This window comes from Enterobacter cloacae complex sp. P43RS, assembly GCF_014930585.1.
Lineage (GTDB): Bacteria > Pseudomonadota > Gammaproteobacteria > Enterobacterales > Enterobacteriaceae > Enterobacter > Enterobacter bugandensis.
Window position 1 is genome coordinate 216,437 of sequence record NZ_JADBRJ010000005.1, and the last position, 24,912, is coordinate 241,348.

Here is a 24,912-nt window from a genome sequence, read left to right on the forward strand (position 1 = left end):
AGGAACCGGAGGAATCATGACCAAGTCAGAATTGATTGAAAGACTTGCCAGTCAGCAACCGCATATCCCTGCCAAGGCAGTGGAAGATGCCGTAAAAGAGATGCTGGAGCATATGGCCTCCACTCTTGCCCAGGGCGAGCGCATTGAAATCCGCGGTTTCGGTAGTTTTTCTCTGCACTATCGTGCTCCACGTACCGGGCGTAACCCGAAAACTGGTGATAAAGTCGAGCTGGAAGGGAAGTACGTTCCACACTTTAAGCCGGGTAAAGAACTGCGCGATCGCGCCAATATTTACGGCAACTGAGTTTAGCCAGCCGGTTAAACTGGGTTCGAAAGAAAGCACCTGCGGGTGCTTTTTTTGTTTCCGTCACTTTCATTCTGAAGGTGTCTCGCATTTTAAGTTGCGTTTTCTGCAATGCGCTAAAAACCTTGCAGCGCTTGCTGTAGATTGCATTTTTCACACCTGACACTCCGCTCGATCTGCCCGCATACTGCCACCCAGAAACAGGGAGGTAGCAATGGGAATTCCCGCTTTAGGTATCTGCGCCATTCTGGCGATAGCCCCGTTACTCTGGTTACCTGAACTGCCATCGCGTTATACCATCTGGATAATGATGGCTGGCGGGGTTGCACTAGCCGCACGCCAAAACGTACGGCTGAAGTATGTGGGGATGACGCTGTTATTTTGCGTGTGGGGCATTCTGGCCGCGCAAGAGAGCGTCTGGCCGATGCAGCATTTAACCGCAGGTGCCGTGCAGGCCGAGGTGGAGATCGCCGCGACTGATGGTGCAACTGTGCATCAGGGAAAAATACTCACCGTTGATGGCCAGCGCTGGTGGGCGTCAACGGGCGTCACGCTTTATGGTCATTATCTGCCGCAGAAAGCGTGTGCCGGTCAGCGCTGGGCGATGACGCTCCGGCTCAGGCCTGTACACGGCGAACTGAACGACGGAGGGTATGACCCCCAGCGCAGCGCTATTGCCCGCCATCAAACGCTAAGTGGGCGTTTTACCCATGCAGAACTCATCGATGGACGCTGCAGCCTGCGAGCGCAATACCTGACATCGCTGCAAAACCGACTTTCAGTTTATCGCTGGGGCGCGGTTATCCTCGGGCTGGGCATGGGAGAACGTCTGGATGTCCCCAGGGAAATAAAAGACCTGATGCGTGAAACCGGCACGCTGCATCTGATGGCGATTTCGGGTCTGCATATCGCGCTGGCGGCCTCCATCGTCTGGTTTCTTGTACGCGGGCTTCAGTTTTTATTACCTTGCCATCGGGTCAACTGGCAAATGCCTCTGCTGGCGGGGTTATTCTTTGCTGCTTTCTACGCCTGGCTGACCGGTCTGCAACCGCCCGCGCTACGCACGATCATCGCACTTGCTGTACTGGCGGCGCTGCGGATCGGTTCCCGGCAATGGTCTCCATGGCAGGTGTGGATCTGCTGTGTCGCGACGATCCTGATAAGCGATCCCTTAGCCATACTTTCGCAGAGTCTGCTTTTGTCTGCATTTGCCGTCGCCGCGCTGATTTTCTGGTTTCAGTGGTTGCCGCTTCCTCACTGGCAGTGGGCTCGCCGGATACGTCCGCTGCTGAACCTGGTCTATCTGCAGGTCGGCATGCTGTTACTTCTCATGCCGCTACAGGTTCTGATTTTCCATGGCTTTAGCATTTCATCGTTGATCGCCAATTTCTTTGCCGTGCCGTTGGTGACGTTTGTCTGCGTACCGCTGATTTTACTCGGCATGCTGCTCCATCTGCTGCCGCTGGCGGGGCTGGAAAGCGGCATCTGGTATGCAGCCGATAAGACGCTTGCCGGGTTGTTCTGGTTGCTGATGCGCCTGCCAGACGGCTGGCAGAGTGTGGACCAGCGCTGGCAGTACATGACGTTACTGCCGTGGCTTATCCTCATCGGCTGGCGTTTCCGTGCCTGGAAAACCGTTCCTGCCGTTTGTCTGGCGGGAAGTGTCTTGCTGGCTTCTCCCCTCTGGCGGACGGCGAAAAGCGACGCCTGGACGCTCCATATGCTGGACGTGGGGCAGGGGCTGGCAATGGTTATTGAACGACAGGGAAAAGCCATTCTTTACGATACCGGGCTTGCCTGGCCGGGCGGGGATAGTGCACAGCGGTTAATTATTCCATGGCTGCGCTGGCATCATCTGCAGCCGGAAGGCGTTATTCTCAGCCATGAGCATCTCGACCATGCGGGAGGCCTTGTATCGCTGCAAAAAACATGGCCCGAAATGTGGGTAAGAAGTCCGTTGCACCAGACCGGGCATCGTCCCTGCTTTCGCGGGCAAAGATGGCAATGGCAGGGGTTAACGTTCACCGTCCACTGGCCCACTGAAAATTATCCGGCTCAGGGTAACAATCACTCCTGCGTGGTAAAAATTGACGACGGCGAGCAGAGCGTTCTGCTGACGGGAGACATTGAAGCACAGGCAGAACAGGCTATGCTTAGCCATTACTGGCAGCATCTGACGTCCACCCTCATACAGGTACCTCATCACGGCAGCAATACCTCGTCGTCATTGCCGCTGGTACAGCGGGTTGAGGGGCTGATAGCTCTGGATTCAGCGGCCCGCTATAACGCATGGCGATTCCCGTCTGCTAAAGTAGTCCGGCGCTATCGAAAAGAGGGATATATCTGGCACGATACCCCCCATTCCGGGCAAATATCGGTGACATTTTCGCACCATCGCTGGCAAATCCGGCGCGTGCGGGATCAATTTTTACCCCCCTGGTATCATCAGTGGTTTGGCGCGCCCGTAGATAACGGGTAGAATATGCGGCTATTTCAACAAATGCTGGTTTTTTGAATGCATAACGACAAAGATCTCTCCACGTGGCAAACCTTCCGCCGACTCTGGCCGATGATTGCTCCCTTTAAAGCAGGCCTGATCGTGGCGGGTGTAGCGTTAATCCTCAACGCAGCCAGCGATACTTTTATGTTATCGCTCCTCAAACCGTTACTGGACGACGGTTTTGGTAAAACGGATCGCTCAGTGTTGCTATGGATGCCTCTGGTGGTTATCGGGCTGATGATCTTACGTGGTATCACCAGCTATATCTCCAGCTACTGCATTTCCTGGGTTTCCGGGAAAGTGGTTATGACCATGCGCCGTCGTCTGTTCAGCCACATGATGGGCATGCCGGTCTCATTCTTTGACAAGCAATCCACCGGGACGCTGCTGTCTCGTATTACCTACGATTCAGAGCAGGTTGCCTCCTCCTCTTCAAGCGCGCTGATTACCGTCGTGCGCGAAGGAGCGTCGATCATCGGTCTGTTTGCAATGATGTTCTATTACAGCTGGCAGCTGTCGCTGATCCTTATCGTGCTGGCACCGGTCGTGTCCATTGCTATCCGCGTTGTCTCAAAGCGCTTCCGCAATATCAGTAAGAATATGCAGAACACCATGGGGCAGGTGACGACCAGCGCAGAACAGATGCTGAAAGGGCACAAAGAAGTGTTGATCTTCGGCGGTCAGGAAGTTGAAACCAAACGCTTTGACAAAGTCAGCAACAAAATGCGTCTGCAGGGGATGAAGATGGTCTCGGCCTCTTCCATCTCTGACCCGATCATTCAGCTGATTGCCTCACTGGCGCTGGCGTTCGTTCTTTATGCGGCAAGCTTCCCGAGCGTAATGGAGACGCTGACGGCGGGTACTATCACCGTAGTCTTCTCCTCGATGATTGCCCTGATGCGCCCGCTAAAATCCCTGACGAACGTGAACGCCCAGTTCCAGCGCGGGATGGCCGCCTGCCAGACGCTGTTCAGCATTCTGGATTCTGAACAGGAAAAAGACGAAGGTACACGCGAGGTAGAGCGCGCGCGTGGCGACGTGGAGTTCCGCAACGTGACCTTCACCTATCCAGGCCGCGAAACGCCGGCTCTGCGCAATATCAACCTGACGATTCCGGCAGGTAAAACCGTTGCGCTGGTAGGCCGCTCCGGCTCCGGTAAATCCACCATTGCGAGCCTCATCACTCGTTTCTACGATATTAACGAAGGTGAGATCCTGCTGGATGGTCACGACCTGCGGGAGTACACCCTGCAGTCGCTGCGTAACCAGGTTGCGCTGGTTTCTCAGAACGTGCATCTCTTCAACGATACGGTTGCCAACAACATTGCTTATGCGCGCACTGACGAGTACAGCCGCGAGCAGATTGAGAACGCCGCGCGTATGGCGTATGCAATGGACTTTATCAACAAGATGGATAACGGTCTGGATACGATCATCGGTGAAAACGGGGTACTGCTCTCCGGCGGTCAGCGCCAGCGTATTGCCATTGCGCGCGCGCTGCTGCGCGATAGCCCGATACTGATCCTGGACGAAGCAACATCTGCACTGGATACGGAATCTGAACGCGCGATTCAGTCGGCGCTGGATGAACTGCAAAAGAACCGTACGTCGCTGGTGATTGCGCACCGTCTGTCCACTATTGAGCAGGCAGATGAGATCGTCGTGGTTGAAGACGGCATCATTGTTGAACGCGGAAGCCATGCCGATCTGCTGGAACATCGTGGCGTTTACGCCCAGCTTCATAAGATGCAGTTCGGCGAATGATTGCACGCATCTGGTCCGGTGAATCCCCGCTGTGGCTGCTGCTTTTGCCGCTCTCCTGGCTGTACGGCCTGGTGAGCGGCATTATTCGCCTGTTTTACCGTCTGGGGATCAAGCGTGCCTGGCGCGCGCCGGTTCCGGTAGTCGTGGTGGGTAACCTCACGGCGGGCGGCAACGGCAAAACGCCAGTGGTGATCTGGCTGGTGGAGCAGTTGCAAAAACGCGGCATCCGCCCTGGCGTGGTGTCGCGTGGGTATGGTGGTAAAGCGGCGCACTACCCATTGCTGCTGTCGGCGGAAACCACGACCGCAGAAGCGGGTGATGAGCCAGTATTGATTTTCCAGCGTACCGGTGCGCCGGTTGCGGTCTCCCCGGTGCGCAGCGACGCCGTGCAGGCCCTGCTTGCTGAACACGCGGCACAAATCATCATCACTGACGACGGCCTGCAGCATTACGCTCTGGCGCGTGATAAAGAGATTGTAGTTATCGACGGCGTGCGTCGTTTCGGCAACGGCTGGTGGCTGCCCGCTGGCCCCATGCGTGAACGCGCTTCGCGTCTGAAGTCCGTTGATGCGGTGATTGTTAACGGCGGTGAAGCAAAGTCGGGTGAAATTCCTATGCGTCTGTTACCGGGAATGGCGGTCAACCTGGTGACGGGTGAACGCCGGGCGGTTGCAGAACTGCCTTCGCTGGTGGCAATGGCGGGTATTGGTCATCCGCCGCGCTTCTTCGCGACGCTGGAGCAGTGTGGCGCCCGGCTGGAAAAACGCGTTCCGCTGGCTGACCATCAGGCGCTGGTGGCAGAGCAGGTTGAGGCGCTTACCGCGCCTGGCCAGACGCTCATTATGACCGAAAAAGATGCGGTGAAATGCCGTGCCTTTGCGAAAGAAAACTGGTGGTATCTGCCGGTTGACGCTGAACTCAGCGGCGAACAGCCGGAACAATTGCTTAAGGAACTGATTGCGTTGGTGCAGTAGAGGCTTACGCGGTTCTGGTGGCGCTTTGACTGACAGGAAAACGCATGTCTTTACCGCAACTCTCGCTTTCAGCCGCACGTCATTTACACCTTGCCGCGCAGGGGCTGCTCAAAAAGCCCCGTCGCCGCGCGCAGCCTGCCGATATCCTCTCTACCGTCCAGCGCATGTCGCTGCTCCAAATCGACACCATTAACATTGTCGCCCGTAGCCCTTACCTGGTGCTGTTTAGCCGCCTGGGGAGTTATCCTCCGCAGTGGCTGGATGAGGCGCTCTCCAAAGGGGAGTTGATGGAGTACTGGGCTCACGAAGCCTGCTTCCTGCCCCGTAGCGATTTCGCCCTGGTACGTCACCGTATGCTTGCTCCGGAAAAGATGGGATGGAAATACCGGCAGGCGTGGATGGAGGAACATGAGGCCGAAATAGAGCAGCTTATCAGCCATATTCAGGAAAACGGCCCCGTTCGATCCGCCGATTTTGAACATCCGCGCAAAGGTGCAGGCGGATGGTGGGAGTGGAAGCCGCACAAGCGTCATCTTGAAGGGTTGTTCACGTCAGGCAAAGTCATGGTCATTGAACGGCGTAATTTTCAGCGCGTTTATGATCTGACGCATCGCGTGATGCCTCACTGGGACGACGAGCGGGATCTGCTTACCCAGGAGACGGCCGAGGCCATCATGCTGGAGAACAGCGCCCGCAGCCTGGGCATTTTCCGTCCGCAATGGCTGGCAGACTATTACCGCCTCCGTCAGCCTGCGCTGAAGCCTCTGCTGGAGATGTGGCAGCGTGAACAGCGAGTTATTCCCGTTATGGTGGAAACGCTGGGAGAAATGTGGCTGCATGCGGATCTTGTCCCTCTGCTGCCCGAGGCTCTGGAGGGGAAACTCCGGGCGACCCACAGCGCGGTGTTGTCACCTTTCGATCCGGTGGTTTGGGACAGAAAACGCGCCGAGCAGCTGTTTGACTTCAGCTACCGGCTGGAATGCTATACCCCGGCGCCAAAGCGGCAATACGGCTACTTTGTTTTACCGCTGCTGCACAAGGGACAACTGGTCGGACGGATGGATGCCAAAATGCACCGCAAGACCGGCACGCTTGAAATCATTGCCCTTTATCTGCAAGAGGGCATCAGGGTCACGGCGAGCCTGGAAAAAGGGTTAACGTCCGCCATTAGCGAGTTCGCGCGCTGGCAGGAGGCTCGCGACGTAACGCTTGGCCGGGTACCTGACGGGTTATTCACATCCTGTCGAAGTGGCTGGGAAACAGGCACGCCCTGAAAAGGGAATGTGTTAAGCTTTAGTGATTACCCATACGGAGGAACTATGGATCACCGTTTACTTGAAATTATTGCCTGCCCGGTATGCAACGGCAAACTCTACTACAGCCAGGACAAACAGGAGCTGATCTGCAAGCTGGACAGTCTGGCCTTCCCGCTGCGTGACGGCATTCCGGTACTGCTGGAAAATGAAGCCCGTTCCCTGGTGGCAGAAGAGAGCAAACCATGAGTTTTGTTGTTATTATTCCTGCACGTTATGCCTCAACGCGTCTGCCGGGTAAACCGCTGGTAGATATCAACGGCAAGCCGATGATTGTGCATGTCCTTGAGCGGGCGCGTGAGTCCGGTGCCGACCGCATTATCGTAGCAACCGATCATCCTGATGTCGCCCGTGCGGTTGAGGCCGCAGGCGGTGAGGTGTGCATGACCCGCGCCGATCACCAGTCCGGCACCGAGCGTCTGGCGGAAGTGGTTGAGAAATGTGGTTTCAGTGACGATACGGTCATCGTAAACGTGCAGGGCGACGAGCCGATGATCCCGGCCGTTATTATCCGTCAGGTGGCGGAAAACCTGGCGCAGCGTCAGGTCGGTATGGCGACGCTCGCGGTGCCTATTCATCACGCTGAAGAGGCATTCAATCCGAATGCGGTGAAGGTGGTGATGGATGCCGAAGGCTATGCGCTCTATTTCTCCCGCGCTACGATTCCGTGGGATCGCGATCGCTTTGCGCTCTCTAAAGAGACCATCGGTGATTCTTTCCTGCGTCATATTGGGATCTACGGCTATCGCGCCGGCTTTATTCGCCGCTATGTAGCCTGGGCGCCGAGCCCGCTGGAGCATATCGAAATGCTGGAACAGCTTCGCGTGCTCTGGTATGGCGAAAAAATCCACGTTGCCGTTGCCCGCGAAGTACCGGGAACGGGCGTTGATACGCCGGAAGATCTTGAGCGCGTCCGCGCCGAGTTGCGCTAATCCCGCCTGCATCCCTCCTTTCGGAGGGATGTCCTCTCCCCGCAAATTCCCCTTTCTTTACCCTAATTGATCTCTTCCGGGTGACATCTTCACGCTGTGCGCTCATTATAAAAGCAGTATTCTTAATGGGGGTAATCTCATATGGAACAGCTGCGTGCCGAACTTAGCCATCTGCTGGGTGAGAAGTTAAGCCGGGTCGAATGCGTGAGTGAAAAGGTCGATACCGCGCTCTGGTCGTTGTATGACGGCCAGGGCAACCCGATGCCGCTGATGGCACGAAGCTTCTCGTCGCCGGGCGTGGCCAGGCAGCTTGCCTGGAAAATGTCGATGCTGGCACGGGAGGGAACCGTCCGTATGCCGACCGTGTACGGCGTGATGACCCACGAGGAACATCCCGGCCCGGACGTACTGCTGATTGAGCGTTTACGCGGTGTGCCGGTAGAAGCGCCCGCGCGTACGCCGGAACGCTGGGAACAGCTGAAGGATCAGATTGTTGAGGCGCTGCTGGCCTGGCACCGACAGGATAGCCGCGGGCTTGTTGGTCCGGTTGACAGCACCCAGGAAAACCTGTGGCCGCTGTGGTATCGCCAGCGGGTGGAAGTGCTGTGGGGGACGCTTAACCAGTTCAACAATACCGGTTTGACCATGCAGGACAAACGTATTCTGTTTCGCACCCGCGAGTGCTTACCGGCGCTGTTCGACGGCTTTAACGACAACTGCGTGCTGATCCACGGCAATTTTACTCTGCGCAGTATGCTCAAAGACTCCCGCAGCGATCAGCTCCTGGCGATGCTAGGGCCGGGGATCATGCTCTGGGCACCGCGGGAATATGAGCTGTTCAGGCTCAGCGACAGCGGGGCGGCGGAAGGTTTACTGTGGCACTACCTTCAACGCGCGCCCGTTGCAGAGGCGTTTCTCTGGCGTCGCTGGCTTTATCTGCTCTGGGACGAAGTGGCGCAGCTGGTCAACACCGGACGTTTCAATCGCGCCAACTTCGATCTGGCGGCTAAATCACTCTTGCCCTGGCTCGCCTGACGAGCCTTTCAGCCACTGCCAGAGGCGTCCGAGCGTCTCGTAGCCAACGCGATCGCTATGCATCAACCACATCGGAGAGGGGATCACCCGTTCCCATGGGTTGAGCGGCGCGCTGATGGCCATCTGGTTTGCCGGTGCGGGAAGCGGGTGCAAACCTTGCTTCTCGAAGAAAATCATCGCTCTTGGCAGGTGCGAGGCGGAGGTCACCAGTAAGAACGGAACATCGCCAATCGCCTGCTTCACCGCGGCAGCCTCTTCCTCGGTATCCTTTGGGCTGTCCAGCGTGATGATAGAGGAACGCGGTACGCCGAGCGATTCCGCGATTCTGGCCCCCGCTTCAGCCGTACTCACCGGGTTGGTTTTGGCCGCTGCGCCGGTGAAGATCATTTTTGATCCCGGATTCGCCAGCCACAGGCGAATACCTTCGTTTAGCCGTGGCAGGCTGTTGTTGATCAGGTTCGAACTGGGGGCCCAGTCAGGGTCCCAGGTATACCCGCCGCCCAGCACAACGATGTAATCAACTTTCTGGTTTCCCTGCCACGTAGGGTACCTGTTTTCGATGGGGCGCAGCAGTCCATCCGCCACTGGCTGCAGGCTCAGCAGCAGCAGGACCAGCCAGCCGAACGTAATAAGCGTTTTGCCACTCTTCTGAAAGCGACTAAACCACACCAGCGCCAGCCCCAGCGCGATGATGATAAGCAGCAGCGGAAGGGGAAGCATCATCCCTCCAACATATTTCTTAAGGGTAAAAAGCATCCTTTTTGGTTCCTTTTTTGACCATACAGCAGATGATTACCGGTGATATTACACCAGAGAGGTTCATTCTCCGCGCGGGTGTGACAAAATAGCGGTTTTGCAGTTAGCGAGTGGAACTCTCCCAATGCGGGATCGCAATTTTGATGACATCGCGGAAAAGTTTTCGCGCAACATTTATGGCACCACGAAAGGGCAGCTCCGTCAGACGATCCTCTGGCAGGATCTGGATACCATTCTGGCGGGCTTTGGCGGCCAAACGTTGCGCGTGCTGGACGCCGGAGGTGGTGAAGGGCAGACGGCCATAAAAATGGCTGAACGTGGTCATCACGTCACGCTTTGCGATCTTTCTGCTGAAATGGTCGCCCGCGCGACGCGTGCGGCAGAAGAGAAAGGTGTGAGCGACAACATGCATTTTATACAATGCGCCGCTCAGGACATCGCGCAGCATTTGGAAACCCAGGTTGATCTGATATTGTTTCATGCGGTGCTGGAGTGGGTTGCCGATCCGCAAAGCGTGTTACAAACCCTGTGGTCAATGTTACGTCCGGGCGGTACGCTGTCGCTGATGTTCTACAATGCTAACGGCTTCCTGATGCACAACATGGTGGCAGGGAACTTCGACTATGTTCAGGTCGGGATGCCGAAAAAGAAAAAACGCACGCTTTCCCCGGACTATCCGCGCGATCCGCAGCAGGTTTACGGCTGGCTGGAAGAGATTGGCTGGCAGATCGTCGGGAAGACGGGCGTCAGGGTGTTTCATGATTATCTGCGTGAAAAACACAAACAGCGTGACTGTTTTGACACCTTAACAGAATTAGAAACGCGGTATTGCCGCCAGGAGCCGTTCGTCAGCCTTGGCCGCTATATTCACGTCACCGCGCACAAGCCGCAGATGCAAGGATAACCTATGAGTGAATTTTCCCAGACAGTCCCCGAACTGGTTGCCTGGGCCAGGAAAAACGATTTCTCCATCTCGCTGCCGGTAGACAGACTCTCTTTCCTGCTGGCGGTTGCCACGCTGAACGGCGAACGGCTGGATGGTGAAATGAGCGAGGGTGAACTGGTGGATGCGTTCCGCCACGTCAGTGATGCGTTTGAGCAAACCAGCGAAACCATTAGCGTGCGTGCCAATAACGCAATAAACGATATGGTGCGTCAACGTCTGCTGAACCGCTTTACCAGCGAGCAGGCGGAAGGAAACGCCATCTATCGCCTGACCCCGCTGGGCATCGGCATCACCGACTACTACATTCGCCAGCGCGAATTTTCCACGCTGCGTCTCTCCATGCAGCTCTCGATCGTGGCGGGTGAGCTTAAACGTGCCGCCGACGCGGCCGATGAAAACGGTGACGAATTCCACTGGCACCGCAACGTTTACGCGCCGCTGAAATACTCGGTGGCCGAGATTTTCGACAGTATCGATCTCACTCAGCGTCTGATGGACGAGCAGCAGCAGCAGGTGAAAGACGATATCGCGCAGCTGCTGAACAAAGACTGGCGTGCGGCCATCTCCAGCTGTGAACTTTTATTGTCAGAAACCTCCGGTACGCTGCGTGAGCTGCAGGATACGCTGGAGGCCGCAGGGGACAAGCTGCAGGCCAACCTGCTGCGCATCCAGGATGCGACCCTGGCGCACGACGATCTGCATTTTATCGACCGTCTGGTGTTTGATCTGCAGAGCAAACTTGACCGCATTATCAGCTGGGGCCAGCAGTCGATCGATCTGTGGATCGGCTATGACCGCCACGTGCATAAATTTATCCGTACCGCGATTGATATGGATAAAAACCGCGTCTTTGCTCAGCGTCTTCGTCAGTCGGTACAGACCTACTTTGATGCACCGTGGGCGCTAACCTATGCCAATGCCGATCGTCTGTTGGATATGCGCGACGAAGAGATGGCGCTGCGCGATGAAGAGGTCACCGGTGAACTGCCGCCGGATCTGGAGTACGAAGAATTCAACGAAATTCGTGAGCAACTTGCGGCGATGATCGAAGAACAGCTCGCCGTCTACAAAACCAGACAAGCGCCGCTGGATCTTGGGCTCGTGGTGCGCGACTATCTGGCGCAATATCCGCGCGCGCGCCACTTCGACGTTGCCCGCATTGTGGTAGACCAGGCGGTGCGCCTGGGTATCGCGCAAGCAGACTTTACCGGACTGCCGCCGAAGTGGCAGCCAATTAACGATTACGGAGCCAAGGTACAGGCGCATGTCATTGACAAATATTGAACAAGTGATGCCAGTTAAGCTGGCACAGGCGCTGGCGAATCCGTTATTTCCGGCGCTGGACAGCCAGCTGCGTGCCGGTCGTCACATTGGCCTGGACGAGCTGGATAATCACGCCTTTTTGATGGACTTCCAGGAGTACCTGGAAGAGTTTTACGCCCGCTATAACGTGGAGCTTATCCGCGCGCCGGAAGGCTTTTTCTATCTGCGCCCGCGTTCCACGACCCTGATCCCGCGCTCCGTGCTCTCCGAGCTGGACATGATGGTTGGCAAAATTCTTTGCTATCTCTACCTCAGCCCGGAACGCCTGGCAAATGAAGGCATCTTCACCCAGCAGGAGCTGTACGATGAACTGCTGACGCTGGCGGATGAGAGCAAGCTGCTTAAGCTGGTGAATAACCGTTCGACGGGGTCGGATCTTGACCGTCAGAAATTACAGGAAAAGGTTCGCTCTTCCCTGAACCGTCTGCGCCGTCTGGGGATGGTCTGGTTTATGGGCCACGACAGCAGCAAATTCCGCATCACGGAATCGGTCTTCCGCTTCGGCGCCGACGTGCGTGCGGGCGATGACGCGCGTGAAGCGCAGCTTCGCATGATCCGCGACGGTGAAGCGATGCCGGTGGAAAACCATTTGCAGCTCAATGATGAGCATGAAGAGAATCTGCCGGATAGCGGGGAGGAAGAGTAATGATTGAACGCGGTAAATTTCGCTCACTGACGCTGATTAACTGGAACGGCTTCTTTGCCCGAACCTTCGATCTGGATGAGCTGGTCACGACGCTCTCCGGTGGTAACGGGGCAGGTAAATCCACCACCATGGCGGCGTTTGTAACGGCGCTGATCCCCGACCTGACGCTGCTTCACTTCCGTAACACCACCGAAGCGGGCGCGACAAGCGGCTCCCGCGATAAAGGCCTGCACGGTAAGCTGAAAGCGGGCGTCTGTTATTCCGTGCTGGACGTCATCAACTCCCGTCACCAGCGCGTGGTGGTGGGCGTACGTCTGCAACAGGTTGCCGGCCGCGACCGTAAAGTGGATATCAAACCGTTCGCCATTCAGGGGCTGCCAACCTCCGTACAGCCGACCGCGCTGCTGACGGAAACGCTGAATGAACGCCAGGCGCGCGTCCTGACGCTGCAGGAGCTGAAGGACAAGCTTGAAGCCATCGAAGGGGTGCAGTTTAAGCAGTTCAACTCCATTACCGACTACCACTCCCTGATGTTCGATCTGGGCGTGGTGGCGCGCCGTCTGCGCACCGCTTCAGACCGTAGTAAATACTACCGTCTGATCGAAGCCTCCCTGTACGGCGGTATCTCCAGCGCCATTACCCGTTCCCTGCGTGACTACCTGCTGCCGGAAAACAGCGGCGTGCGTAAGGCCTTCCAGGACATGGAGGCGGCACTGCGTGAAAACCGCATGACGCTGGAAGCGATTCGCGTTACCCAGTCTGACCGCGACCTGTTTAAACATCTGATCAGCGAAGCGACCAACTACGTGGCGGCGGACTATATGCGCCACGCCAACGAGCGCCGCGTCCATCTCGATCAGGCATTAGAATATCGCCGCGAGCTGTTTACCTCCCGTAAACAGTTAGTGGCCGAGCAGTACAAGCACGTCGAAATGGCGCGCGAGCTGGGTGAGCACAACGGTGCCGAAGGCGATCTGGAAGCCGACTACCAGGCCGCCAGCGATCACCTGAACCTGGTGCAGACCGCGCTGCGTCAGCAGGAAAAGATCGAACGCTACGAAGCGGACCTCGATGAGCTGCAAATTCGTCTCGAAGAGCAGAATGAAGTGGTGGCCGAAGCCGCCGAGATGCAGGAAGAGAACGAAGCCCGCGCCGAAGCCGCCGAGCTGGAAGTGGACGAGCTGAAAAGCCAGCTTGCGGACTACCAGCAGGCGCTGGACGTGCAGCAGACGCGTGCGATTCAGTACAACCAGGCGCTACAGGCGCTACAGCGTGCGAAAGAGCTGTGCCATCTGCCAGACCTGACGCCGGAAAGTGCCGACGAGTGGCTGAACACCTTCCAGGCCAAAGAGCAGGAAGCCACCGAGAAACTGCTCTCGCTTGAACAGAAAATGAGCGTCGCGCAAACGGCGCACAGCCAGTTTGAACAGGCTTATCAGCTGGTAGTTGCCATTAACGGCCCGCTGGCGCGTAGCGAAGCCTGGGACGTTGCCCGTGAACTGCTGCGCGACGGCGTCAACCAGCGCCATCTGGCCGAGCAGGTGCAGCCGCTGCGTATGCGCCTGAACGAGCTGGAACAGCGTCTGCGCGAGCAGCAGGAAGCCGAACGTCTGCTGGCCGAGTTCTGCAAGCGTCAGGGTAAACATTACGATTTCGACGAGCTTGAGGCCCTGCATCAGGAGCTTGAAGCGCGTATTGCGGCCCTGTCCGATACCGTATCAAATGCCAGCGAACAGCGTATGACGCTGCGTCAGGAGCTGGAGCAGCTTCAGTCCCGTTCGAAGGCGCTCCTGCAGCGTGCGCCGGTCTGGCTGGCAGCGCAAAGCAGCCTGAACCAGCTCAGCGAACAATGCGGCGAGCAGTTCGAATCCAGCCAGCAGGTGACCGAATACCTGCAACAGCTGCTGGAGCGCGAGCGCGAAGCCATTGTTGAACGTGACGAAGTGGGTGCCCGCAAGCGTGACGTCGATGAAGAAATCGAGCGCTTAAGCCAGCCGGGCGGGTCAGAAGATCCGCGTCTGAACACGTTAGCCGAGCGTTTTGGCGGCGTACTGCTGTCTGAGATTTACGATGACGTTGGCCTGGACGATGCGCCATACTTCTCCGCGCTGTACGGTCCATCCCGCAACGCAATTGTGGTGCCGGATCTGTCGCTGATTTCTGAGCAGCTCGCAGGGCTGGAAGATTGCCCGGAAGATCTCTACCTGATCGAAGGGGATCCGCAGTCGTTCGATGACAGCGTTTTCAGCGTTGACGAGCTGGAAAAAGCGGTGGTGGTGAAAATCGCCGACCGCCAGTGGCGTTACTCCCGCTTCCCGGAGCTGCCGCTGTTTGGCCGCGCCGCGCGCGAAAGCCGCATCGAGAGCCTCCACGCCGAGCGTGAAACGCTGTCTGAACGCTTTGCCACTCTGTCGTTTGACGTACAGAAAACCCAGCGTCTGCACCAGGCGTTCAGCCGCTTTATCGGCAGCCATCTGGGCGTGGCGTTTGAAGCCGACCCGGAAGCGGAAATCCGCAAGCTCAACACCCGCCGTGGCGAGCTGGAGCGCGCGATTGCCAGTCATGAAAGTGACAACCAGCAGAGCCGCGTCCAGTTCGAACAGGCGAAAGAGGGCGTCGCTGCCCTTAACCGCATTCTGCCGCGCCTGAACCTGCTGGCGGATGACACGCTGGCCGACCGCGTGGATGAGATCCAGGAACGTCTGGATGAAGCCCAGGAAGCCGCGCGCTTCGTGCAGCAGCACGGCAACCAGCTGGCGAAGCTGGAGCCCGTCGTGTCTGTATTGCAGAGCGACCCGGAACAGTTCGAGCAGTTAAAAGAAGATTATGCCTGGTCGCAGCAGGTGCAGCGCGAAGCGCGTCAGCAGGCGTTTGCCCTGACGGAAGTGGTGCAGCGTCGTGCGCACTTCGGCTACTCCGATTCGGCTGAAATGCTGAGCGGTAACAGCGACCTGAATGAAAAACTGCGCCAGCGCCTTGAGCAGGCGGAAGCGGAACGTACCCGCGCTCGCGAAGCGATGCGCAGCCACTCCGCTCAGCTGAACCAGTACAACCAGGTACTGGCTTCGCTGAAAAGCTCCTTCGACACCAAGAAAGAGCTGTTAAACGACCTGCAGAAAGAGCTGCAAGACATTGGCGTTCGTGCCGACAGCGGGGCGGAAGAGCGCGCGCGCATTCGTCGTGATGAGCTGCATAGCCAGCTCAGCAATAACCGCGCGCGTCGTAATCAGCTGGAAAAAGCGCTCACCTTCTGCGAAGCGGAAATGGATAACCTGACCCGCCGCCTGCGCAAGCTGGAGCGCGACTATCATGAAATGCGCGAGCAGGTCGTGACGGCGAAAGCGGGCTGGTGCGCCGTGATGCGGATGGTGAAAGATAACAACGTTGAACGTCGCCTGCACCGTCGCGAGCTGGCATACCTTTCTGCCGATGAGCTGCGTTCGATGTCGGATAAGGCGCTGGGTGCGCTGCGTCTGGCGGTGGCGGATAACGAACACCTGCGCGATGTGCTGCGCATGTCAGAGGATCCGAAACGTCCTGAACGTAAAATTCAGTTCTTCGTTGCGGTTTATCAGCACCTGCGCGAGCGTATTCGTCAGGACATTATCCGTACCGACGATCCGGTCGAAGCCATCGAACAGATGGAAATCGAGCTGGGCCGCCTGACGGAAGAGCTTACCTCCCGCGAGCAGAAGCTGGCGATCAGCTCCCGCAGCGTGGCGAATATCATTCGCAAAACCATTCAGCGCGAGCAGAACCGTATCCGCCAGCTGAACCAGGGGCTGCAGAGCGCCTCGTTTGGTCAGGTCAACAGCGTGCGTCTTAACGTCAACGTGCGTGAAGCCCACGCGACGCTGCTGGACGTGCTCTCTGAGCAGCACGAGCAGCATCAGGATCTGTTCAACAGCAACCGTCTGACCTTCTCCGAAGCGCTGGCGAAGCTGTATCAGCGCCTGAATCCGCAGATTGACATGGGCCAGCGTACGCCGCAAACCATCGGTGAAGAGCTGCTGGACTATCGTAACTACCTGGAAATGGAAGTTGAGGTAAACCGTGGTTCAGACGGCTGGCTGCGTGCGGAATCCGGAGCGCTGTCGACCGGTGAAGCGATTGGTACCGGGATGTCGATTCTGGTGATGGTGGTGCAGAGCTGGGAAGATGAAGCGCGCCGCCTGCGCGGGAAAGACATCTCCCCATGCCGACTGCTGTTCCTCGATGAAGCGGCGCGTCTTGATGCCCGCTCGATTGCCACGCTGTTTGAGCTTTGCGAACGTCTCGATATGCAGCTCATCATTGCGGCACCGGAAAACATCAGCCCTGAAAAAGGCACCACCTATAAGCTGGTGCGTAAAGTGTTCCAGAACAGCGAACACGTGCACGTTGTCGGGTTGCGTGGCTTTGCGCCGCAGCCGCCAGAATCATTGCCGGAAACCACGGCAGACGCTTCCTGAGGCGTTTTGTTACAAAGAGCGGCGCAGAAGCGCCGCTTTTTTTATTCTCTTAACTTGTGTTCAGGGCTGCGTTATCTTTAAACTTCTTTACATAAGGTAAGGCAACAGAGTTGTCGTCTACCTATAATAAAATAAAGCCCCACCGTGATGGGCATGTCGTGAAAACAGGGGGCAAGGGATGTTGCTAAAGAAAGAATGTGGTCGTCAGCTGTCAGCGCTGAGTTTATGTCTGGCAGTGATGTTTGCTCCACTGTTAACCGCCCAGGCCGACGAGCCTGAAATTGTGCCGACTGACAGCACCGCAATGACAGGCGCGCAGCCGACGTCATTGTCTCAGCCGCTGGAACAGTCTACGGCAACGGCCATCATGGCCGGGATTAAGCCGCTGCCGGAAGGCATCGACGTTGAATCGCTCAGCCAGCAGCTCCAGACAGGCCTGCCTTCAGGCTACACGCCTGCCTATATCAATCAGCTCACGCTGCTTTATGCTGCCCGCGATATGAAACCCATGTGGGAAAATCGTGAAGCCGTGCGCGCCTTCCAGCAACAGCTGGCGGAAGTGGCGATTGCGGGATTCCAGCCGCAGTTTACGAAGTGGGTTGAGCTGTTAACCGATCCTGCCGTCACCGGTCAGGCGCGGGACGTGGTCCTTTCCGATGCCATGATGGGCTACCTGCAGTTTGTGGCGGGTATTCCGGTCAATGGCAACCGCTGGCTGTACAGCGATAAGCCCTATAAGCTGGCGACGCCAGCCCTGTCGGTGATTAACCAGTGGCAATTAGCGCTGGATAACGGCGACCTGCCGCGCTTCATTGCCAGCCTCGCGCCGGCGCATCCACAGTATGCCACGATGCACCAGTCGCTCCTCGCGCTGGTGGGAGACTCGCGTCCATGGCCGCAAATGCGGGGGACCGCAACGCTGCGTCCGGGTCAGTGGAGCAGCGATGTGCCAGCCCTGCGCGAGATCCTTAAACGCTCCGGTATTCTTGATGGCGGGCCGAAGATTGCCCTGCCGGGCGACGATCCGCAAAGCGCGGTGGTCAGCCCGTCAGCGCCCATAAAAGAGAACAAGGCCACTACCCTGAGCAATAAGCCCGAGGCTTACGATCGTGAGCTGGTCGCCGCGGTTAAACAGTTCCAGGCCGCTCAAGGGCTGGGAGCCGATGGCGTCATTGGACCTTCAACGCGTGACTGGCTTAACGTATCGCCTGCGCAGCGGGCCGGGGTGCTGGCGCTTAATATTCAGCGTTTACGTTTGCTGCCGGGCACGCTGTCTACCGGCATTATGGTCAATATCCCGGCCTATTCACTGGTTTATTATCAGGATGGTAGCGAGAAGCTGGCCTCGCGCGTGATTGTCGGGCGCCCGGACCGCAAAACGCCGATGATGAGCAGTGCGTTAAATAATGTGGTGGTTAATCCGCCGTGGAACGTGCCGCCGACGCTGGCGCGTAAGGACATTCTGCCTAAGGTCTGGAACGATCCGGGTTATCTGGAACGTCACGGCTATACGGTCATGCGTGGCTGGAACAGTAAAGAGGCGATCGATCCTTACATGGTCGACTGGTCGACGATCACGGCCTCCAACCTACCGTTCCGCTTCCAGCAGGCTCCCGGAGCGCATAACTCGCTGGGGCGCTACAAATTCAACATGCCAAGTTCAGATGCTATCTATCTGCACGATACGCCGAACCACAATCTGTTCCAGAAAGATACCCGGGCACTGAGTTCAGGCTGCGTGCGCGTGAATAAAGCCTCGGAGTTGGCCAACATGCTGCTGCAGGATGCGGGCTGGAACGATACGCGTATTTCTGACGCTCTGAAGCAGGGTGATACGCGCTACGTGAATATTCGCCACAACATTCCGGTTAATCTTTATTATCTGACAGCGTTTGTGGGTGAAGACGGTCGCACTCAGTACCGTACAGATATTTACAATTATGATCTCACCGCGCGATCCGGCGCACAAATTTTGCCAAAAGCGGAACAATTAATCAGGTAAATGAAGTAGTTCGGGAAAAATGATTGTCGTAAGTTATGGTGAATCGGGGCCAATATCGCTGTAAGCCGCGTATTCACTGGGGTTGGGCGCCTTGACGTACCCTGTTTTGCCAGTTAAGGTGCCCTTCGTGCGCTAAGCATATTACGATTTCCTTGACCTGTAGACCTGATTATCATGGACAAATTTGACGCTAATCGCCGCAAGCTGCTGGCGTTAGGTGGTGTTGCGCTTGGCGCAGCGGCCATCTTACCGACGCCAGCATTTGCCACCCTCTCGACACCTCGTCCGCGCGTTTTAACGCTCAGCAATCTTCACACCGGTGAGTCGCTAAAAGCGGAGTTTTTCGATGGCAGAGGCTATATTCAGGATGAATTAGCAAGACTCAACCATTTTTTCCGTGATTTCCGCGCGAATAAAGTAAAAGCCATCGACCCAGGACTGTTTGATCAGCTTTTCCGCCTTCAGGGCCTGCTGGGCACCAGCAAGCCGGTGCAGCTTATTTCTGGTTATCGCTCAATTGATACCAACAATGAACTGCGCGCCCATAGCCGTGGGGTAGCGAAAAAAAGCTACCACACGAAGGGACAGGCAATGGATTTCCACATTGAAGGCGTTTCGTTAGCCAATATTCGCAAAGCCGCGTTATCTATGCGCGCGGGTGGTGTAGGATATTACCCCAGCAGCAACTTTGTGCATATTGATACCGGGCCGGTTCGGCACTGGTAATAACGAAACACAGGAGCAGTATGAACTATCGTATTATTCCGGTTACCGCGTTCTCCCAGAACTGTTCATTAATCTGGTGCGAGCAAACCAAACTGGCCGCGCTTGTCGATCCCGGCGGTGACGCTGAGAAAATCAAGCAGGACGTTGCCGACAGCGGCGTGACGCTGATGCAGATTTTACTGACGCATGGTCACCTCGACCACGTAGGCGCAGCGGCTGAACTGGCTAAACACTACGGTGTGCCGATTATTGGCCCGGAAAAAGAAGATGAGTTCTGGCTGCAGGGGTTACCCGCCCAAAGCCGCATGTTTGGCCTTGATGAGTGTCTGCCATTGACGCCCGATCGCTGGCTGAATGAAGGAGAGCGCGTTAACGTAGGGAATGTGACTTTACAGGTGTTGCATTGTCCTGGGCATACGCCAGGCCATATCGTCTTCTTTGACGACCAGTCCCGTCTGCTGATTTCCGGCGATGTGATTTTCAAAGGGGGCGTAGGACGCAGCGATTTTCCGCGCGGCGATCACGGGCAGCTGATTCAGTCGATCAAACAGAAGTTATTGCCGCTGGGTGATGACGTAACGTTTATCCCTGGACACGGTCCGATATCGACGCTGGGCTATGAACGGCTCCATAACCCGTTTCTTCAGGATGAAATGCCTGTCTGGTAACCAGCATAAAAAAAGCCTGCTTAACGCAGGCTTTTTTGTGGGCGCAAATTACAGGACGGCGACAATCGCTTCGCACAGTGGCGCCATGTTGTCAGGGGTCATGCCTGCAACGTTTACGCGGCCAGAGGCTACGGCGTATACGCCAAACTCTTCACGCAGACGCAGAACCTGCTCTTTGGTCAGGCCGCTGAACGAGAACATACCGTTCTGTTTGATGATGAAGCTGAAGTCGCGGTCAGCGCCTTTCTCCGCCAGGGTGTTCACAAACAGCAGGCGCATGCGCTGGATACGCTGACGCATATCGTTCAGCTCTTGTTCCCAAATCGCGCGCAGCGCATCGTTGCTCAGAATGGTCGCAACAACAGACGCACCGTGTGCCGGCGGGTTAGAGTAGTTTGCGCGGATAACGGACTTCATCTGGCTAAACGCGCGATCGACGGTCTCATCGTTAGCCGCAACCAGCGTACAGGCGCCTACACGCTCATTGTACAGACCAAAGTTCTTGGAGTAGGAGCTTGCAACGATCAGCTCCTGATGCACGGCGGCGAACGCGCGCAGGCCTTCGGCATCTTCTTCCAGGCCGCGGGCGAAGCCCTGGTAAGCAAAGTCAAACAGCGGCAGCCAGCCTTTTTCTACGGAGAGCTTCGCCAGGTGTTCCCACTGCTCAAGCGTTGGATCGATACCGGTTGGGTTGTGGCAGCAGCCGTGGAACAGCACCACGTCACCCGCCTGCGCTTCGCTCAGGCTTGCCAGCAGGCCGTCAAAGTCCAGAGAGTGATTGGCCGCGTCGTAGTAAGCATATTCACGCACTTCCAGGCCCGCAGAGTTAAAGACGCTCTTGTGGTTCGGCCAGCTTGGATTGCTCACCCATACGCGCTTCACAGAGGTGTTTTTCGCAAGGAAATCCGCCGCCACGCGCAGCGCGCCGGTACCGCCAGGGGTCTGTGCCGTGCGGGCACGTTTGTCACTCACAATTGCGCTGCCTTTACCGAACAGCAGCTCCTGGGTGCAGCGACCAAATTCAGGGATACCATCAATACCGAGGTAGTTTTTGGTGGTTTCGTTTTCCAGCAGATACTGCTCAGCTTTCTTAACGCTGGTCAGTACCGGAGTTTTGCCGGTTTCATCTTTATATACACCAATACCCAGGTTGATTTTGCCAGGGCGGTCGTCGGCACGAAACAGATCGGCCAGGCCCAGAATAGGGTCGGCAGGAGCGGCGGTAATGTTCTCAAACATGACGAAGTTCCATTGTGATTACAGAAGTGAAATCCGCTATCAGGTTAACGGTAGATTTACAAAATGCCAACCGTTTGCGACGAAAAGCGTGCGGCTTTTCAAAAGTCGCCATTATTTTCTGTCAGGCATAAAAAAACAGGGCCGAAGCCCTGTTCATTATGCATATAACAAAGTGGTGTTCTGATTAGAACTGGTAGGTTACACCCACAGCAGCCATATCGTCGTTGCCGTTCAGACCGCCAACAGCTTTCGCGTAGTCGGTGTCTTTATCCAGCAGGTTGATGTAGTAGTCAGCCCACACGTTGAAGTTTTTGTTGAAGTAGTAAGTGGTACCAACCTGGATGAATTTAGCCAGGTCTGCATCGCCACCGCTGAAGCCGCCGACGGCAGCCAGGTCTTTACCTTTGGTCTGCACGTAGGAGATTGCTGGACGCAGGCCGAAGTCGAACTGGTACTGAGCAACCACTTCGAAGTTCTGAGTTTTGTTAGCAAAACCTGCATCACCGCTGGAACCGGTACGGGTGGTGTTGCGGGTTTCTGCATAGGTAGTTGCCAGGTAGAGGTTGTTGGCGTCGTATTTCAGACCCACGCCCCATGCTTCAGCTTTATCACCCTGGCCATCAGCTTTCTGGTTCAGAGTACGGTTAGCGTTGCTGTAGGATGCGATTGCACCGAAGCCTTCGCCGAAGTCGTAACCCAGAGAGTAACCTACGCCGTCGCCGTTAGAGGTTTTAACGTCAGCACGGTCGTTTTTACCCTGGTACTGAACGCCCAGGCTCAGGCCGTCAACCAGACCGAAGAAATCGCTGTTACGGTAGGTCAGCAGGCCGGTGCTGCGGCTGGTCATGAAGTTATCAACGTAGTTACCGCCCCAGGTCATCCCGGAGAAGGACGGTGCCATATCGGTGTATGACTCAACGTCGTATACGATACCGTAGTTACGACCGTAGTCGATGCTGCCAGCGTCGCCCGCTTTCAGACCAGCAAAGGCCAGACGGTTTTTGTTAGACTGAGCGGTGTTCTCAGCCTGGTTAGCCATGAAGCGGTATTCCCACTGGCCGTAACCGGTCAGCTGGTCGTTGATCTGAGTTTCGCCTTTGAAACCGATCTGCGCGTAGGTAGCGTCGTTATTGTTGGTGTCATCGCCGGAGGTCACGAAATCGTGCTCGGCGTTAACTTTACCGTAGAAGTCCAGTTTGTTGCCGTTCTTGTTATAGATTTCTGCAGCGTTAGCTGCACCGGCTACCAGCAGGGCAGGGATTACCACTGCCAGAATATTGCGCTTCATCATTATTTATTACCCTCATTGGTTTTTTTATGACACTCGCCACTGCCGTCAATAAATTCTGTCAATAAATATTTCCGGAACTATTGATGAGAGTTTGGTGTCTTTATGTATCTGACAGGCATCTTTCCATTCACCGAAGCGTTTCGCTAGCCTGAAAGTGCTACAATTCTCAAGATTGAGTTACAGAAAGAAAATATGTGTAACTAAATGTGTATTTTTGGGAACTTTGTGAACCATCTCAAATTTCAGAACCCCCTGGCGAATTAAGCATCGGTTTGTTTCCTATATATATGAATTCCTTATGTTTAATTTGGATAAAGGCAATTCCTATAAACGAATGTTAAACGACTCGTTTTTTCTTATGACCCAAAAAAGACTTCTGGATGGCTGAAAAATTGGTTGAAATTTGTGCTATTACTTCAGAATGTAATAATCGCAATAAGAATGAGGTTAATTTTTTGTGGCTGGATATTTCGCGGAAACAAAACGTAACAGGTAGCGGTTGTGACGGGGTAGTGGTTTAAAAACGCTGACTTTACGCTGACAAAAACTGACAGGGCAGAATAAAATAATGGCCAGCAAATGCTGGCCATTGTCTGTTGCGTTGCTTAGAAGCTGGCGTTGCGTGGTGTACGCGGGAACGGAATTACGTCACGCACGTTCTGAACGCCGGTAACGTAGGCGATCAGACGCTCGAAGCCCAGACCGAACCCAGCGTGCGGAACGGTGCCATAACGGCGCAGGTCGCGATACCAGCTGTAGTCCGCAGGGTTGAGACCCATCTCTTCCATGCGCGCGTCAAGCACGTCCAGACGCTCTTCACGCTGAGAACCACCAATGATTTCACCGATGCCCGGCGCCAGTACGTCCATCGCTGCCACGGTTTTCCCGTCTTCGTTAAGGCGCATATAGAAGGCCTTAATGTCTTTCGGGTAGTTTTTAACGACAACCGGCGCTTTGAAATGTTTCTCGGCGAGATAGCGTTCGTGCTCAGACGCCAGATCGACGCCCCAGTAAACCGGGTTCTCAAACTTCTCACCGCATTTCTCGAGGATCGCTACCGCGTCGGTATAGTCCACCTGCGCAAAGTCGGCAGAGACGAAACGCTCCAGACGTGCCACAGCATCGCTGTCTACGCGTTCGGCGAAGAACTTCATGTCGTCAGGACGCTCTTCCAGCACCGCTTTGAAGACGTATTTCAGCATCGCTTCTGCGAGACCTGCTACGTCATTCAGATCGGCAAACGCCACTTCCGGCTCCAGCATCCAGAACTCCGCCAGGTGGCGGCTGGTGTTGGAGTTTTCGGCGCGGAAGGTTGGGCCGAAGGTATAGATCTTAGACAGCGCACAGGCGTAGGTTTCGCCGTTGAGCTGGCCGGATACCGTCAGGAAGGCTTCTTTACCAAAGAAGTCTTTGTCGTAGTCGACTTTACCTTCCGGCGTGCGCGGCAGGTTTTCCATGTCCAGCGTCGAGACGCGGAACATTTCGCCTGCGCCTTCCGTATCGGACGCGGTGATCAGCGGGGTAGACACCCAGAAATAACCCTGCTCATCGAAGAAGCGATGCAGCGCCTGGGCCAGCGTATGACGCACGCGAGCCACCGCACCAATCAGGTTGGTACGCGGACGCAGGTGTGCGACCTCACGCAGGTATTCAATGCTGTGACGTTTTGCCGCCATCGGGTAGGTGTCCGGATCTTCAACCCAGCCAGTCACTTCAATGGCAGAAGCCTGGATCTCGAAACTCTGGCCCTGGCCCGGGGATGCCACAACCACACCGGTGACGATAACGGAACAACCCGTCGTCAGGCGCAGAACGTCATCATTGTAATTGGGCAGAGAATTATTAATGACGGCCTGTACAGGATCAAAGCAGGAACCGTCATAGACGGCAAGGAAGGAGATGCCAGCTTTAGAATCTCGGCGAGTACGCACCCATCCGCGCACGGTGACCTCCTGGTCAACGGCGACACGGCCCTGGAGTACGTCGGCTACAGGCACAACGCTCATAATATTCTCTCTGTTAATAGTCGGAAAAAATAAACA

At 56.1% G+C, this 24,912-nt stretch carries 19 protein-coding genes; 15 read left to right on the forward strand and 4 right to left on the reverse strand.

The genetic code is table 11. The features are described 5' to 3' along the window. The first annotated feature begins 16 nt into the window (after positions 1–16). The 8 genes from ihfB (at position 17) to IM294_RS12480 (ending at position 8,822) form a co-directional block, all read left to right on the forward strand. The gene (ihfB, locus tag IM294_RS12445; protein ID WP_008499965.1) at positions 17–304 is read left to right on the forward strand and encodes an integration host factor subunit beta; all 288 of its coding nucleotides are present in this window, start codon (positions 17–19) and stop codon (positions 302–304) included. Positions 305–518: 214 nt separating this feature from the next. Beyond that, positions 519–2,783, forward strand: a complete 2,265-nt coding sequence (locus IM294_RS12450; protein WP_126817663.1) for a ComEC family protein — start codon at positions 519–521, stop codon at positions 2,781–2,783. A 36-nt stretch (positions 2,784–2,819) separates the two neighbouring features. Beyond that, positions 2,820–4,568 carry a lipid A ABC transporter ATP-binding protein/permease MsbA gene (gene msbA / locus IM294_RS12455; protein WP_028012570.1) on the forward strand — a complete coding sequence of 583 codons (1,749 nt, stop codon included), beginning with the start codon at positions 2,820–2,822 and terminating at the stop codon, positions 4,566–4,568. Continuing rightward, the gene (gene lpxK, locus IM294_RS12460; protein WP_028012571.1) at positions 4,565–5,542 is read left to right on the forward strand and encodes a tetraacyldisaccharide 4'-kinase; all 978 of its coding nucleotides are present in this window, start codon (positions 4,565–4,567) and stop codon (positions 5,540–5,542) included. Before msbA ends, lpxK begins: the two co-directional genes overlap by 4 nt. Before the next feature lie 44 nt (positions 5,543–5,586). After that, positions 5,587–6,816, forward strand: a complete 1,230-nt coding sequence (locus IM294_RS12465; RefSeq protein ID WP_126817661.1) for a winged helix-turn-helix domain-containing protein — start codon at positions 5,587–5,589, stop codon at positions 6,814–6,816. Between the two features lie 45 nt (positions 6,817–6,861). Continuing rightward, positions 6,862–7,044, forward strand: a complete 183-nt coding sequence (ycaR, locus tag IM294_RS12470) for a protein YcaR (RefSeq protein WP_006174474.1) — start codon at positions 6,862–6,864, stop codon at positions 7,042–7,044. Further along, the gene (gene kdsB / locus IM294_RS12475; protein WP_028012573.1) at positions 7,041–7,787 is read left to right on the forward strand and encodes a 3-deoxy-manno-octulosonate cytidylyltransferase; all 747 of its coding nucleotides are present in this window, start codon (positions 7,041–7,043) and stop codon (positions 7,785–7,787) included. The genes ycaR and kdsB overlap by 4 nt, the downstream gene beginning before the upstream one ends. Before the next feature lie 141 nt (positions 7,788–7,928). After that, entirely contained in the window at positions 7,929–8,822 is an 894-nt protein-coding gene (locus tag IM294_RS12480) for a YcbJ family phosphotransferase (RefSeq protein WP_028012574.1), read from the forward strand. On the opposite strand, the gene elyC is transcribed toward IM294_RS12480, so the two are convergent. Then, on the reverse strand, positions 8,799–9,578 hold the full coding sequence (elyC, locus tag IM294_RS12485) for an envelope biogenesis factor ElyC (protein WP_028012575.1): 780 nt from the start codon (positions 9,576–9,578) through the stop codon (positions 8,799–8,801). The genes IM294_RS12480 and elyC overlap by 24 nt on opposite strands. Positions 9,579–9,702: 124 nt before the next feature. On the opposite strand from elyC, the gene cmoM reads away from it, so the two are divergent. The 7 genes from cmoM (at position 9,703) to IM294_RS12520 (ending at position 20,340) form a co-directional block, all read left to right on the forward strand. Further along, positions 9,703–10,482 carry a tRNA uridine 5-oxyacetic acid(34) methyltransferase CmoM gene (gene cmoM, locus IM294_RS12490; protein ID WP_047368216.1) on the forward strand — a complete coding sequence of 260 codons (780 nt, stop codon included), beginning with the start codon at positions 9,703–9,705 and terminating at the stop codon, positions 10,480–10,482. Positions 10,483–10,485: 3 nt separating this feature from the next. Next, positions 10,486–11,808, forward strand: a complete 1,323-nt coding sequence (gene mukF / locus IM294_RS12495) for a chromosome partition protein MukF (RefSeq protein ID WP_041910621.1) — start codon at positions 10,486–10,488, stop codon at positions 11,806–11,808. Next, complete coding sequence (gene mukE, locus IM294_RS12500) at positions 11,789–12,493, forward strand: chromosome partition protein MukE (protein WP_008499954.1); 705 nt, start codon at positions 11,789–11,791, stop codon at positions 12,491–12,493. Before mukF ends, mukE begins: the two co-directional genes overlap by 20 nt. After that, positions 12,493–16,944: a chromosome partition protein MukB gene (gene mukB / locus IM294_RS12505; protein ID WP_193360352.1), complete on the forward strand. Its 4,452-nt coding sequence runs from the start codon at positions 12,493–12,495 to the stop codon at positions 16,942–16,944. The genes mukE and mukB overlap by 1 nt, the downstream gene beginning before the upstream one ends. A 178-nt stretch (positions 16,945–17,122) precedes the next feature. Further along, positions 17,123–18,946, forward strand: a complete 1,824-nt coding sequence (gene ldtD, locus IM294_RS12510) for a L,D-transpeptidase (protein ID WP_126817659.1) — start codon at positions 17,123–17,125, stop codon at positions 18,944–18,946. A gap of 174 nt (positions 18,947–19,120) precedes the next feature. Next, positions 19,121–19,672 carry a YcbK family protein gene (locus tag IM294_RS12515; protein WP_048999377.1) on the forward strand — a complete coding sequence of 184 codons (552 nt, stop codon included), beginning with the start codon at positions 19,121–19,123 and terminating at the stop codon, positions 19,670–19,672. Between the two features lie 20 nt (positions 19,673–19,692). Then, positions 19,693–20,340 carry an MBL fold metallo-hydrolase gene (locus IM294_RS12520; protein WP_049136519.1) on the forward strand — a complete coding sequence of 216 codons (648 nt, stop codon included), beginning with the start codon at positions 19,693–19,695 and terminating at the stop codon, positions 20,338–20,340. 48 nt (positions 20,341–20,388) lie between these two features. Here the strand turns inward: IM294_RS12520 and aspC are convergent, their stop codons facing one another. From aspC to asnS, 3 genes are all read right to left on the reverse strand, one after another. Further along, the gene (gene aspC / locus IM294_RS12525) at positions 20,389–21,579 is read right to left on the reverse strand and encodes an aspartate transaminase (RefSeq protein WP_008499949.1); all 1,191 of its coding nucleotides are present in this window, start codon (positions 21,577–21,579) and stop codon (positions 20,389–20,391) included. A gap of 184 nt (positions 21,580–21,763) precedes the next feature. Beyond that, positions 21,764–22,870 carry a porin gene (locus IM294_RS12530; RefSeq protein ID WP_041910616.1) on the reverse strand — a complete coding sequence of 369 codons (1,107 nt, stop codon included), beginning with the start codon at positions 22,868–22,870 and terminating at the stop codon, positions 21,764–21,766. A 605-nt stretch (positions 22,871–23,475) separates the two neighbouring features. Further along, positions 23,476–24,876: an asparagine--tRNA ligase gene (gene asnS / locus IM294_RS12535; protein ID WP_048960458.1), complete on the reverse strand. Its 1,401-nt coding sequence runs from the start codon at positions 24,874–24,876 to the stop codon at positions 23,476–23,478. Positions 24,877–24,912 lie beyond the last annotated feature (36 nt).

Excerpts from the sequence above, each read along its gene's own strand:
- ihfB (WP_008499965.1), top strand. The coding sequence starts at position 17 with ATGACCAAGTCAGAATTGATTGAAAGACTTGCCAGTCAGCAACCGCAT.
- IM294_RS12450 (WP_126817663.1), top strand. The coding sequence starts at position 519 with ATGGGAATTCCCGCTTTAGGTATCTGCGCCATTCTGGCGATAGCCCCG.
- msbA (WP_028012570.1), top strand. The coding sequence starts at position 2,820 with ATGCATAACGACAAAGATCTCTCCACGTGGCAAACCTTCCGCCGACTC.
- lpxK (WP_028012571.1), top strand. The coding sequence starts at position 4,565 with ATGATTGCACGCATCTGGTCCGGTGAATCCCCGCTGTGGCTGCTGCTT.
- IM294_RS12465 (WP_126817661.1), top strand. The coding sequence starts at position 5,587 with ATGTCTTTACCGCAACTCTCGCTTTCAGCCGCACGTCATTTACACCTT.
- ycaR (WP_006174474.1), top strand. The coding sequence starts at position 6,862 with ATGGATCACCGTTTACTTGAAATTATTGCCTGCCCGGTATGCAACGGC.
- kdsB (WP_028012573.1), top strand. The coding sequence starts at position 7,041 with ATGAGTTTTGTTGTTATTATTCCTGCACGTTATGCCTCAACGCGTCTG.
- IM294_RS12480 (WP_028012574.1), top strand. The coding sequence starts at position 7,929 with ATGGAACAGCTGCGTGCCGAACTTAGCCATCTGCTGGGTGAGAAGTTA.
- elyC (WP_028012575.1), bottom strand. The coding sequence starts at position 9,578 with ATGCTTTTTACCCTTAAGAAATATGTTGGAGGGATGATGCTTCCCCTT.
- cmoM (WP_047368216.1), top strand. The coding sequence starts at position 9,703 with ATGCGGGATCGCAATTTTGATGACATCGCGGAAAAGTTTTCGCGCAAC.
- mukF (WP_041910621.1), top strand. The coding sequence starts at position 10,486 with ATGAGTGAATTTTCCCAGACAGTCCCCGAACTGGTTGCCTGGGCCAGG.
- mukE (WP_008499954.1), top strand. The coding sequence starts at position 11,789 with ATGTCATTGACAAATATTGAACAAGTGATGCCAGTTAAGCTGGCACAG.
- mukB (WP_193360352.1), top strand. The coding sequence starts at position 12,493 with ATGATTGAACGCGGTAAATTTCGCTCACTGACGCTGATTAACTGGAAC.
- ldtD (WP_126817659.1), top strand. The coding sequence starts at position 17,123 with ATGTTGCTAAAGAAAGAATGTGGTCGTCAGCTGTCAGCGCTGAGTTTA.
- IM294_RS12515 (WP_048999377.1), top strand. The coding sequence starts at position 19,121 with ATGGACAAATTTGACGCTAATCGCCGCAAGCTGCTGGCGTTAGGTGGT.
- IM294_RS12520 (WP_049136519.1), top strand. The coding sequence starts at position 19,693 with ATGAACTATCGTATTATTCCGGTTACCGCGTTCTCCCAGAACTGTTCA.
- aspC (WP_008499949.1), bottom strand. The coding sequence starts at position 21,579 with ATGTTTGAGAACATTACCGCCGCTCCTGCCGACCCTATTCTGGGCCTG.
- IM294_RS12530 (WP_041910616.1), bottom strand. The coding sequence starts at position 22,870 with ATGATGAAGCGCAATATTCTGGCAGTGGTAATCCCTGCCCTGCTGGTA.
- asnS (WP_048960458.1), bottom strand. The coding sequence starts at position 24,876 with ATGAGCGTTGTGCCTGTAGCCGACGTACTCCAGGGCCGTGTCGCCGTT.